The organism is Acetobacter senegalensis (assembly GCF_001580995.1).
Classification (GTDB): Bacteria; Pseudomonadota; Alphaproteobacteria; order Acetobacterales; family Acetobacteraceae; genus Acetobacter; species Acetobacter senegalensis.
Window position 1 is genome coordinate 1 of the sequence record NZ_LHZU01000081.1, and the last position, 12503, is coordinate 12503.

General features: G+C 52.5%; 9 protein-coding genes, 1 tRNA gene and 1 pseudogene. 10 read left to right on the forward strand and 1 reads right to left on the reverse strand.

All coding sequences use genetic code 11. The features are described 5' to 3' along the window. Nucleotides 1–355 (forward strand): annotated as a pseudogene (locus AD948_RS18325) (hypothetical protein); the annotation flags it as partial. A 152-nt stretch (nt 356–507) separates the two neighbouring features. Then, complete coding sequence (locus tag AD948_RS01515; protein ID WP_061470383.1) at nt 508–2610, forward strand: M1 family metallopeptidase; 2103 nt, start codon at nt 508–510, stop codon at nt 2608–2610. An 87-nt stretch (nt 2611–2697) separates the two neighbouring features. Here AD948_RS01515 and AD948_RS01520 read toward each other — a convergent pair whose 3' ends face one another. After that, on the reverse strand, nt 2698–3156 hold the full coding sequence (locus AD948_RS01520; protein WP_061470384.1) for a methylated-DNA--[protein]-cysteine S-methyltransferase: 459 nt from the start codon (nt 3154–3156) through the stop codon (nt 2698–2700). A 1114-nt stretch (nt 3157–4270) separates the two neighbouring features. Here AD948_RS01520 and mnmE point away from each other — a divergent pair. The 8 genes from mnmE (at nt 4271) to AD948_RS01560 (ending at nt 12469) form a co-directional block, all read left to right on the forward strand. Continuing rightward, a complete protein-coding gene (gene mnmE, locus AD948_RS01525) occupies nt 4271–5593 on the forward strand; it encodes a tRNA uridine-5-carboxymethylaminomethyl(34) synthesis GTPase MnmE (protein WP_061470385.1) in 1323 nt (440 codons plus the stop codon). Nucleotides 5594–5615: 22 nt separating this feature from the next. Beyond that, entirely contained in the window at nt 5616–7484 is a 1869-nt protein-coding gene (mnmG, locus tag AD948_RS01530; RefSeq protein WP_061470386.1) for a tRNA uridine-5-carboxymethylaminomethyl(34) synthesis enzyme MnmG, read from the forward strand. After that, complete coding sequence (gene rsmG / locus AD948_RS01535; protein ID WP_061470387.1) at nt 7481–8077, forward strand: 16S rRNA (guanine(527)-N(7))-methyltransferase RsmG; 597 nt, start codon at nt 7481–7483, stop codon at nt 8075–8077. Before mnmG ends, rsmG begins: the two co-directional genes overlap by 4 nt. Beyond that, nucleotides 8070–8861 (forward strand): ParA family protein, encoded by a 792-nt coding sequence (locus AD948_RS01540; RefSeq protein ID WP_006557795.1) that lies wholly within the window; start codon nt 8070–8072, stop codon nt 8859–8861. Before rsmG ends, AD948_RS01540 begins: the two co-directional genes overlap by 8 nt. Nucleotides 8862–8863: 2 nt before the next feature. Continuing rightward, entirely contained in the window at nt 8864–9772 is a 909-nt protein-coding gene (locus AD948_RS01545) for a ParB/RepB/Spo0J family partition protein (RefSeq protein WP_006557794.1), read from the forward strand. Nucleotides 9773–9838: 66 nt separating this feature from the next. Next, a tRNA-Lys gene (locus AD948_RS01550) sits at nt 9839–9914 on the forward strand. Nucleotides 9915–10788: 874 nt separating this feature from the next. Continuing rightward, nucleotides 10789–11484 (forward strand): glutathione S-transferase, encoded by a 696-nt coding sequence (locus AD948_RS01555; RefSeq protein WP_061470389.1) that lies wholly within the window; start codon nt 10789–10791, stop codon nt 11482–11484. Between the two features lie 517 nt (nt 11485–12001). Beyond that, nucleotides 12002–12469 carry a DUF4186 domain-containing protein gene (locus AD948_RS01560; RefSeq protein ID WP_061470388.1) on the forward strand — a complete coding sequence of 156 codons (468 nt, stop codon included), beginning with the start codon at nt 12002–12004 and terminating at the stop codon, nt 12467–12469. The last annotated feature ends 34 nt before the right edge of the window (nt 12470–12503 follow it).

Consider the following 12503-nt stretch of genomic DNA (forward strand, 5'->3'; position numbering starts at 1 on the left):
CTATTATAGCTGGGGGTGGGGTTATCCCGGTTGGGGCTGGGGTGCTGGTCCCTATGGCGGCTGGGGCTGGGGTTGGGGCGCTCCGTTTGTCTTCGGCTCAGCGCTCGGGCTGGCGGTAGGAAGCGCTGTTGCGTCCTCTTATGATGGGTATGAGAGCCAGAATATTTACGCGCCTCAAAGCTATTATTACGGAGGAGCGTCTTCTCAGCCTGTGGGAGACCCGGCGTATTCTTCCTATCAGCAGCCAGCTTATTCCGGCGCTGTGCCGCAAAATGTCTCACAGCCGTCTGATGTTGTGCGTTGTAGTGCAGGGCGTTTCTTTAATACCTACACGGAAAGCTGCGATAAACGCTGATTCTGTCGTTTATTTTCTGATACCAGAACCACAAGACCGTTACGGAAGGAGAAAAGGGGCAGCCCTTTTCTCCTTTCTGCATTTATGGCCAGTAAAAAACTGCGCTAGGGTAAATGTTTGATAGGGAAGCAGAGTGTCAAAAGGGGATAAGCGTGGTGGCATTTAAGTATTTACGTGATTATCTGGCGTCGTGCAGTGTTCTGGTTGGGTATCGGGCTTTAACTCTTTCAGGTGGTCTTCTTGCTGCCACCGTGACTGGCGTTGCTGCAAATGCGGCAGAACCAGATGCACAAGAGATTTTTGCGCCGCTGGCTTATCCGCAACCCGTGAACGTCTATCATTCCGGCAGCGGCGCACCCGGCCCGCAAGCGTGGAAAAATCATGCTGATTACGACATCCATGTCCAGATTGATCCGGCCACGCATGTGCTATCTGGCACTGAGACACTGACCTACACCAATAACAGCCCGGACGCTCTTTCTTCCCTTTGGGTGCAGCTTGACCAGAATCTGTATGCTCTTGGTTCTCGCGCTTCCTTTGCAACGCCCCGGTGGCTGCGTCACCACACAGATGGCGTGGTGATAGATGGGGTTGCCATACAGGATAATGGGCAAGATACGCCTGTTTCGCCGATAGTGTCTGACACCCGTATGCAAGTGCCTCTGACGCGCGATCTTTCTGCAAACGGTGGCAAACTCACCCTGAAAATTTCCTGGCATTACCAGATTCCAGCTGAATGGGGTGGCCGCACTGCGTTCAGTCAGGATCGGGACGGGGAGGTTTATGAAATTGCCCAGTTCTATCCCCGTATGGCTGTTTATGACGATGTAAGAGGGTGGGATACAGCCCCGTATCTGGGGCAGGAATTCTATCTGGATTACGGCACCATCGATTATAGCGTTACTGTGCCTAAAGGGTTTCTGGTGGTGGGGAGCGGTGCTCTTACAAACCCGGATGATGTTCTGACCGCACAGGAACGGAGCCGTCTGGCCGACGCCGCCAAAAGTGAAACACGCGTGTTGATCCGCACGGAAGCAGATGTCAAAGCGCTGGTTGATCAGGTGCAGCAAGGCACACAGACATGGCGTTTCCACATGTCCAATACGCGTGATGTGGCGTTTGTGGCGTCCGCTGCGTTGCTGTGGGATGCCGCAAAACTTGATCTGCCTCCACTGGAAGGCTCGGATGCCAAAAATCCACTTCCGCGTCTGGCTATGTCGGTTTACCCGGCTGAAGCAGCGGGGGAGAAAAAATGGGATCGCTCCACAGAATACGTCAAACATGCGATCGAGTATTTTTCAGGCAAATGGTACCCCTATCCATGGCCCAATGCAGTGAATGTTGGCGGGCATGGCGCCGCCATGGAATATCCCGGCATTGTTTTTGATGGGAAAGAGGATGCGGGATCTCAACTGTTCTGGGTGACTACTCATGAACTGGGGCATGGGTGGTTTCCCATGATTGTGGGCTCCAATGAACGCCGCCATGCTTTTATGGATGAAGGGTTCAATACGTTTATTGATATGTATGCTTCAGAGCATTTTAATCATGGTGAGTTTGCACCCAAGCGTGATGTAGAATTTGCGCCCCAGACCGGCCAACCAGCGGACGATATTGTTCCTGTTCTGAAAGATGCCTCTGCACCCGCATTGATGACGGCTGCGGACCTTATACCCGAAAAATACCGCCATCCGGTGACATACTTTAAAGGCGCTTATGGTCTGCAACTGTTGAGAGAACAGATACTGGGCCCAGAGCGTTTTGACCGCGCTTTCAGACGCTACATTGCGTTGTGGGCGTTTGGGCATCCTACGCCATCAGATTTTTTCAGGGTGATGGACAGTGAAGGGGGAGAAGATCTCTCATGGTTCTGGCGGGGCTGGTATTTCAAGAACTGGGGGCCTGATTACGCTCTACGGTCCGTTTCTTACGTTAACGGCAATCCCTCTCAAGGCGCGCTTGTGCATGTCAAAAACAAGGGGTGGCTACCCCTGCCGGTGACAATGGCGATTACGTGGATAGACGGAAGCTCAGCCCGTGTGTTGATTCCAACTGAAACGTGGTACCAGAAGAACGACGTCACGCTTCAGATTCCGGGGAAACAGGCTATCCAGTCAGTAGTGTTGGACCCTGATCACAAAATTCCTGATCTCAACCGGACAGATAATGCGTTTGTGGTGAAGACGGATATTGCGCACAAAGATGCTGCTTCAGCAGCAGCCATGAGCGTGACATCACCTGATCAGCAGCACTAACGGCTAACGCTGCTCAGTTTTTTCGGTAAAAAGAAGGCCGTAGCGCGCCAAAGAAGGGGTGCTACGGCCTTTTACATAAAACAGTCCTTATGCTGTTAAACGGGCTTCTTCCAGGTTCAGAAGCCACTGTTTATCATCAATGCCGCCATCCCCGGAATATCCACCCAGTCCACGCTGAGCCACCACGCGATGGCATGGGATCAGGATCGGGATAGGATTGCGGCCTACAGCCTGCCCAACAGAACGCGGACTGCCGCCAACCTGTTGGGCCAACGCCTGATAGGTGGTGACACTGCCGACCGGGATAGCGCACAAAGCTGCCCATATTTTTTTCTGGTAAGGCGTGCCAAACGGTTCAAGCGGGAAGGGAAAAGCTCCCGATGCTTTGGGGTCATCAAACCATTTGTCCAGCCAGTCTCTGGCTTCACAGAGCAAAGGCGTTTCTGTCTGGTCCCGCCCCCATCCCCAATCCAGAGAAATGATTTTTCCCTCTTCCTCGGTGAGAGTGAGCGGACCAAGTGGTGAGTGGAGGGAAAGCTGCGGCATAAATCGACCCTTCGGGCGTTATGGTTTCAGAATAGAATAAGGGCATTATACAAGCAGATTGAAGACGGGGCTTAAAAAAGATACCGACCTTCAGCAGAGAGGAATTTTTACGGGCATCCATTTTAAAATGGCTCTCCCTCTCCATGAGTCCATTTTTGTCTGTGCTTAGCCGGGGGTGGTTTTAAGTTTGCCTCCTCTTTCGGTTTTCGTGGCTGAAATACCCAAAGGACGGTTTTTGCTTTTCTTCAAACTGAGTTGAGTTGCTTTCAGTATCAGACAAACTCGGTGGGCCTTTATCCTGATATTCCTGTCTGAAAGTTTGCATGCTGCAATTTTTAGCCGCAGAAATGGCTATCTCTTCACTGGCGGACGCTTTTTCTCTTTCAAAAAGGAAAGCCTCAAAACGTCAGGCCAAAACAAAATGAAGAGCCCGTGAACCTCGACTAGAGACTGTTGGCGAACCCCAGCAATGGAGAAGCACAAGAGGCTTGGATGCATCGAAGGGCAGATTTGAGCCCGCGAGATAGCGCCATGGCAGGACACCCAGCCACATTTTAAGTCAGCATTAAAAAAGCAGAAAGAGAGAATAGGCAGAGCATTTTTGAGCTAGAAAAGGGGTTGCTGCTTTGATGGGCGGCATCGGGGTGAAAGGACAACGCATATTCACGCTAGATGAGTGTCTGCCTAGCGTAGGGACTTTTGAAGTAAGCCTTAACTCAAAAAGTAGCCAAATTGATCTGCCTGATTTTTCAATCAAAATTTGGGAAGGCTTTCATCTTACGCTGTAGATATGAGCTTCAATTCTGTGTCGCTTATTTTTTATCCTGATTGTTTTTTCGCTTTGCTGCCTTCTTCGAAAACAGTTTCCTAGCTCTCTCCATCCAAGCAGGAAGAAGGGAGCAGGCCGCAAGGTTTTAATTTTGGCTACGCGTGGGCGGGAATCTGTTTTAGAAAGCCTCTGCCAATCAGAGGGAGAGGTGGGTATTTCTCGCTCCTCCTTTCCTTAGCAGGATAAGAAAGACCTGTTTTGGTTGTCGGCTCGGATCCATACTGAGATGCGGGCTGAAAAAGAGAGACTTCAGAGATTACGGAATGACAGAAGGAGCAGGCCTCCGTGGGCTATCAGAGTGAAGAGACCATTTTTGCGCTCTCAACTGGTCTGGGACGAGCGGCCATTGCAGTCATGCGTGTCAGCGGTCCCCAGAGCGCAAGCCTGTTGACCCGCTTATGTGGGAAGGTTCCGCCTCCCCGGAAAGCCGTTTTGCGGCGTGTATGGCAGGATGCCAGCGTAAAAGACAATCTTCTGGATGAAGCGCTGGTGCTCTGGTTTCCTGGCCCGAATAGCTACACGGGGGAAGATGGTTTTGAACTGCATCTGCATGCAGGACCGGCGGTTATTAAAGCTGTTGCAGAGGCATTGGTCGCAGGCGGTGCTCGTCCTGCAGAACCGGGTGAGTTCACCCGTAGGGCGTTCACTAATGGCCGCATGGATCTGGTGGAAGCTGAAGGCATTGCTGATCTGGTGGATGCCGAGACGGAAAGCCAGAGGAAGCTGGCGCTGGCGCAAACTGATGGAGCGCTCAGCCGCTTGTATGAAAACTGGGCAGAGCGGCTGAAGCGGATTCTGGCGCATCAGGAAGCACTGATTGATTTCCCGGATGAAGATCTGCCGGAAGAGGTGGAACAAGGCCTGTTGAACGAGATTCACGCGCTTATTGGTGCCATGCAGGAGCATCTTCAGGACGGAAAACGAGGCGAGCGGATTCGGCTGGGTGTTGTGTTTGCCATTGCGGGCCCTCCTAACGCGGGCAAATCCAGCCTGCTGAACTGGCTTGCAGACCGTGATGCCGCCATTGTGTCCCCCGTGGCGGGGACGACGCGGGACGCCATAGAAGTGAACGGTAGTTTGGCTGGTGTGCGGGTGACATTTGTTGATACCGCCGGAATGCGGGAAACTCAGGACGAAATTGAAGCTGAAGGCGTCAAACGGGCACTGTTTCACGTGAAACAGGCGGACTGTGTACTGCAAATGTTCACGGGGGATATGCTTCCGGAGAATGTCTTTCCCGGCGCTTTGCTGATAGGCAATAAAACAGACCTTGGGCCTGTGCCTGCAAAAGTGTTAGGGGTGTCTGTACTTCCTGTCAGTCTGCAGACGGGCGAGGGGTTGAACGCACTCCGAACGATTCTTGAGCAGAAGGTGGAAGCCTTAACGGCACAGTCGGCTTCTGGTGCGCCTCTTTTAACCCGCGCACGGCATGAGGCTGGCGTGAAGGAAGCCTGCCTTTGTCTGCAGCAGGCATTGGAGCAGGAATGGCCGGAAATGCGGGGAGAGGAATTGCGTCTGGCAATGCGGGCGCTGGGGCGGCTTACAGGCCATGTGGGCGTGGAAGATCTGCTGGATGCAGTGTTCGGGCAGTTCTGTATTGGGAAATAGGTTTGCAAAAGGCGGCGGAATAATGGACCGTTTTTACGATGTGATTGTTGTTGGAGGAGGGCATGCGGGCTGTGAAGCTGCCGCTGCTGCGGCGCGTTGTGGTGCCCGCACACTTCTGTTGACGCATCACAAAAGCACGGTGGGAGCCATGTCCTGCAATCCTGCTATTGGCGGGATTGGAAAAGGGCATCTGGTGCGCGAGATAGACGCGCTGGATGGCATTATGGGCCGCGCTGCTGATCGTGCAGGTATCCATTTCAAGCTTCTTAATCGGTCTAAAGGCCCAGCCGTGCAGGGACCACGTGCTCAGGCTGATCGGATGCTTTACAAACAGGCTGTGCAGGACCTGCTGGCTGAAACCCCTCTTCTGGACTGTGCCGAAGGCGCGGCAGGTGATCTTCTGTGTGAGGAAGATGGAAGCGTGCAGGGAGTGGTGTGTGAGGACGGGACGACCTATCGGGCTGGCGCTGTTGTTCTGACGACAGGGACCTTCCTGAATGGAATTATTCATATTGGGCATAAATCCAAACCGGCGGGCCGAGTGGGGGAACAACCTGCGGTTGCGTTAGCCAAGAGGCTGAGAAATCTTGGTTTGATAATGGGCCGGTTGAAAACGGGAACGCCTGCACGTCTGGTTAAGGACAGTATTGATTGGGCCTCTTTGGCTGAAGATAAAGGGGATGATCATCCTGAACCGTTCAGCCGGTTGACGCAGGCCATTACAAACCCGCAAATGGTATGCGGCATAACGGCGACAAACCAGAAAACACACGATATTATCAATAAATATCTGCATCTTTCAGCAGTATATGGAGGGGCTATTTCAGGCCGCGGACCACGTTATTGTCCGTCTATTGAAGATAAAGTGGTGCGGTTTGCAGAAAAAACCAGCCATCAGATCTTTCTTGAGCCGGAAGCTCTCCCTGAGCATGAAGGTGGTCATCTGATTTACCCGAATGGCATTTCAACCAGCCTTCCCGCAGATGTGCAGGAAGAGATGATTCACACTATCCCGGGGCTGGAGCACGCCATCATTGCTCAGCCGGGTTATGCTGTTGAATATGATTATGTTGACCCCCGAGAACTGACGGCATCTCTCGAACTTAAGAAATGTCCCAACCTGTTTCTGGCCGGTCAGATCAACGGCACGACAGGCTATGAGGAAGCCGGGGCTCAAGGGCTGCTGGCAGGCGTGAATGCTGCACGGCGGGCAGGGGGGCAGGAAGCGGTCAGCCTTGATAGAGGCAAAGCGTATATTGGCGTCATGGTGGATGATCTGACCACGCAGGGAGTGAGTGAGCCGTATCGCATGTTCACCTCACGCGCGGAATATCGTCTGACGTTGCGTGCGGATAATGCGGATATGCGTCTGACCCAGCTTGGTATCGACTGGGGTTGCGTGGGGAAAGAGAGGAAGTCCGTTTTTGAAAAAGATTGCTGTGAAATAAAGCAGGTTTCAGAAAAAGCCGATCAGGAGAGCTGGGCCCCAAATGTGCTTGTTCAGTCAGGAGTAAAAGTGGCACTTGATGGCCGCCGTAGAACACTTCTGGAAATTCTGGGCTATGGCATAACGGATGATGTTATTGCCAGATTGGCCCCATGGTATCTGTCTGCCTCAGAAAGAGCGCGTCATTACGTGACAACCGAGGCGCGGTATAAAGGCTATCTCGTCCGGCAGAGGCGGGAGATCAAACAATTGGAAGCTGAAAGCGAGATCCGGTTTCCAACAGGTATCAATTTCAGTGATATCGGTGGCCTTAGTGCTGAAATGAAGGAAAGACTGGAGCGTGCAAAGCCGGAAAACTTTAGTGCTGCGCAAAGAATTCCAGGAATAACGCCTTCTGCTCTGGTGGCTATTCTGGCTCATGTGCGGCAGAGAGTGGCCGGATGAGCATGATCTTGCCTGAAATGCATGTTTCACGTGAAACGAAGGAGCGGCTGGAAGCCTTTGTGGCCCTGCTGGAAAAATGGAACCCGCGCATCAATCTGGTTTCCAGCCGGGATATGGCGTTTGTGTGGGACCGGCATGTGCGTGATAGCCTCCAGATTGCCCCCTTGGTGCAAGGTGCTTCCAGCTTTATTGATCTTGGGTCTGGGGGTGGGTTCCCGGGGGTGATTACGGCCATTGCCACAAATGTGCCCGGAACCCTGATTGAATCAGATCAGCGTAAAGCCGCATTTTTACGTGAGGCCGCGCGTGTTACGGTGGCTCCGGTAAAAGTTCTGGCGGAGCGGATTGAGCAGGCGACACCTGAACCCGCGCCTATTGTCACAGCGCGGGCTTTGGCCGCTTTGCCCAAATTGCTGGAGTGGACGGCCCCGTTATTGGCAAAAGGGGGAAAAGCCGTGTTTTTGAAAGGCCAGCAGGCCGAAGATGAGTTGACCGAGGCAAGACGGAACTGGCACATGGATGTGTGTATCCACCCCAGTGTGACAAGCCATGATGGTGTGATTCTTGAAGTGAGCAATCTTGAACGTGTCTAAGACCGATAAAAAAGCAAAGAAATGTTTCATTCTGGCAGTAGCAAACCAGAAGGGCGGTGTAGGGAAAACAACCACGGCCATTAATGTTGCCGCAGCGCTGGCAGAAGATGGTGCCCGCGTGGTTCTGCTGGACATGGACCCTCAGGGCAACGCATCAACAGGTCTGGGCGTAGGATATGATGCCCGGCAGGGAGGCGCCTACGCCCTGCTGATGCAGGAAAAACCCGCCGAAGAACTGCTTCAGCCCACCGAGATTGATGGCCTTTCTGTTATCGCGGCAAATACGGAGCTTGTCGGGGCGGAAATAGAGCTTGTTGATGAAGATGGGCGCGAAAGCCGGTTACGCACGGCTCTGGCTTCTCTGACCAAATCCGTTGATTATGTGATTATTGATTGTCCTCCCAGCCTGAGCCTGCTGACGTTGAATGCTCTGGTGGCTGCAGATGGGGTGCTGGCGCCCTTGCAGTGTGAGTTTTTTGCGCTTGAGGGGTTGGGCCATCTGGTGAAGACCATTGAGCGTGTTCGCAAGAAGCTGAACACAGGTCTGAAAATAACCGGTATTGCGCTGACCATGTATGACCGGCGGAATAATCTTTCCGAGTTGGTTGCCGCTGATGCCCGCAGTTTCTTTGGGGATGATGTTCTTGAAACTCTGATACCCCGTAATATCCGTATTTCTGAGGCGCAGAGCCATGGGCAGCCCGTTATGGTGTATGATCCCAAGGCGAGTGGTGCTGCGTCTTACAGAGCGCTCGCTGAGGAAATCAAGAGGAGAACATCGTAAGCATGGCTCGTAAACCTGCTGCCCGTCCCAAACTGGGCCGTGGTCTTGCCGCGTTGCTGGGAGATACGGCTCCCGTAGCGGCCGAGAAGGCTTCTTCCTCATCAGCGAAAGCAGAGCCCGCCGCACCAGCGAGCACACTGCCTGTTGAGGCTCTTGTTCCCGGTCCTTTTCAGCCACGGCAGGACATGGAACCCACGGCATTGCAGGAACTGGCCGATTCCATTCGGGCGCGCGGTATTCTGCAACCTATTCTGGTACGCCCTGATCCGGATAAAAAAGATCAGTATCAGATTATTGCAGGCGAACGGCGGTGGCGTGCTGCCCAACTGGCACAGTGCCATACAGTGCCAGTGCTGGTACGTGATCTGGACGAAAGTGACGCCATGGCCGCAGCCCTGGTGGAAAATCTCCAGCGTGCAGATCTGAACCCGATAGAAGAAGCTGAAGGGTTCAGCAGGCTGATGGAAGATTACAGCCTGACGCAGGATGAACTGGCCAAGGCAATTGGTAAATCTCGCCCGCACGTTGCCAATACCCTGCGCTTGCTACGCCTGCCTGAGTCCGTAAGAAAAGCCGTTGGAACTGGCGCATTGTCTGCCGGACACGCACGGGCTCTGCTTGCTCATCCTGACCCCATTGCTGCTGCTCATGACGTGCTAACCAAAGGCCTTTCCGTCAGGCAGACGGAAGCTCTGGTTCAGGCAGCACTTGAAAACAAGGCCAAACCCCAAAAAGCCGAGCAAAACAAGAAGGCGCGTGATCCTGAAATTGCAGCATTGGAACGGGATCTTGCAACGCGGCTTGGCTTACGCGTGAAGGTGAATTTTGATGGCCGGAAAGGTGGTTCTCTCGAAATTCATTACAACAGCCTGGACCAACTGGATGACGTTCTCTCTCGTCTGAAATCTTGAAATTCAGACTTGTGCTTTGAAGGGGAGGGTGATACAAAGCCCTCACTTCAGTCCACAAGACTGTAAGGGCGCATAGCTCAGTTGGTAGAGCAGCTGACTCTTAATCAGCGGGTCCAAGGTTCGAGCCCTTGTGCGCCCACCAATCTTTCCAAAGACTTAGGTGGTTTTTAGGCTTAGGGGTGCTTCACCCTCATGGCTTTCCGGAATCATTTGAAACGCTGGTTTAGGCTAGCAGGCAGGGGCCTTTTCCCTGCCAATGCTGATATCCAGATATTCAGCCTATCCGCCCAATTTTTCACTTTGTCTTGGTAGCTTTTCTCTGCAATTTTGCGGGTATGAAAATTTGCCCTTGCTGGGCTTAGGTTGCCCATGGTTGCTAAAATTCTGGACGGCTTCTTACGGAGCTTACAGGCTGGTCACCCAAAGGCAGTAGATTACGTCGGCGAACGGTCGCGACCATCGCTTCGTCTGTTTCAGACAGGACCGTTGAGCGAGGCTCTTTTGGAGCCGTCTTCTGGTCCTTGATGGTTTGATACTTTCGCTACTTTGTCCCTGTTTTAGGGGGCAGGGCTTAGAGGTCAGGCTCCGCGAGCGAAACATCCGATCGTTATATTGCTGTTCTTGGACAGTGTGCGTGGTCGTGGCGCTGGCATGACGTATTTGTCCCATAATGTACCATCAAATCCCGGGACTACACATCTAATGAACATCTGGCCCGTGTCCGGTTGATAGACATTCAAAATCTGCTCATTGATCTCTTAGCGTTGCTAGACCCTAAATTTTTACGCTTTCCTCAAAAGAGTAGGCAAAAAATGCAGTTGCGGAACGCAAGGTGACGGGAGAGTTCTGCCTGTAATCAGCCTTGCGCATCCGGATGGTCCATGGAACCAAATCCATCGTCACGTTCTTTAGCCGGTAATCAACTTCGCCCGGAATGCATTACGCCATAGCCCCTCTGCCAAGATGGGTAAGGCTGGGCAGGATTTTCATGCCAGTTGAAGGAAGGACTGCATCTTATGATTACCGTGCATCATCTGGATAACTCCCGTTCTCAGAGGGTTCTGTGGCTGCTGGAGGAACTGGAACTTCCCTATGATATCCAGTTTTACAAACGTGACCCCAAAACCATGATGGCTCCAAAATCCCTGCGGGCTATTCATCCATTAGGCAAGTCTCCGGTGATAACTGACACGGATGGGAACGTGACGCTGGCAGAAAGCGGGGCGATTATCGAATATCTTATCAATAAATACGGCAATGGCCGACTGGCCCCAGCGCGCGACACTCCCGAATATATCCGCTTCATATACTGGCTGCATTATGCAGAAGGATCTGCCATGCCGCCGCTATTGCTCAAACTGATATTCGGGATGCTGCCCAAGAAGGCTCCTTTGCCTTTCCGTCCTTTTGCTTTTCTGGTTTCAAAAGGGGCACAGACACAGCTCATCAATCCGCAGGTCAAACTGCATATGGATTACTGGGAGCGTAGCCTGTCTGAAAGTGAATGGTTCGCTGGGAATGACTTTACCGCTGCGGATATTCAGATGAGCTTTCCTCTTGAAGCGGCAGCCGCACGTGCAGGAGCAACGGATAATCGGCCGCATGTCGGGGCGTTCTTGCGCCGTATTCATGACCGCCCTTCCTATCAGCGTGCCTTGCATCGCGGTGGACCATATGCTTATGCCAGCAAGGGCGGCATGCCTGCATCCTGATGTGCTTAGAGGGCAAATGACGCAAGTTGGCTATCGTCCTTGCTTGCTGTTGTTATCTGACACGTCTCCTGACGTGGATGCACCATGCTTCAAGCTGTGAGCGCGTTTATAGTGAAGTGCGGGTAGGGAAGGTTCTGAGCCAACCCAAAAGCTGTAGAGAGGGGTTGCCGGATAAGTTGGTCAGCTCCACGGTTTTTGACGGCCTACACACACTCAGCCTTGACCATGTATGACCGCTGGCACGGCCTGTATAGACAGCCATAAATGGATTTCTACTGTGCCCTCATGCTGATCACCGAGTTGACTGTCGTGACATCCGCTGTAGCGATGAGGGACTTTTACTGGTGCAGAGATAACTCTTAAAAGCTCGTGGGTTTTTGTTTCTGTCTCGGTTGCATAGTTCTTAATCAGCGGGACTAGGGTTCAAACCCTTGTGCGTTCACCATTATTCAGATTAAAAAAACAAGTATTGTTTTGAAAGAAAGCATGATCGGTTTTGTCTGACTTTTCAGAAAAAATGAAGTCTGCTTCACAGGGGGAACTCTTTGCTTCTACGCTTGAGTTACCAGAAATTGCCCCTGATATCTGGCAAAAGCTCGCGCGGTCCGCATTTCGGCAGCAGTTTCATTTAAATGCTTCTGATCGGGCTTATCTGACAAAAAAAGGACTGGGCGCTGTTCTGGAACACGGTGCGGATTTTATTGCAAAACGATTGGCTCCTGCACATCCGGAAAAAGATGGTCGGCAAACACCGTGGAAGGGCCATCCGGTTTTTGTTGCGCAACATGCTACAGGAACTTGCTGTAGATCGTGCCTCGAAAAATGGCACCATTTCACCAAAGGGTTTCCACTTACAGTCCAGCAGCAAAATTATGTGCTGGCAGTGATTGGCGCTTGGTTGGAGCGGGAAGAGACACTGCCTGTGCCCACAGAAGAAAACACGCCGATAAGGGTTTACAAGCGGAAATCACGCCCCAAACTGTAGCCCTGTAGCCCTGTAGCCCTGTAGCCCTGTAGCC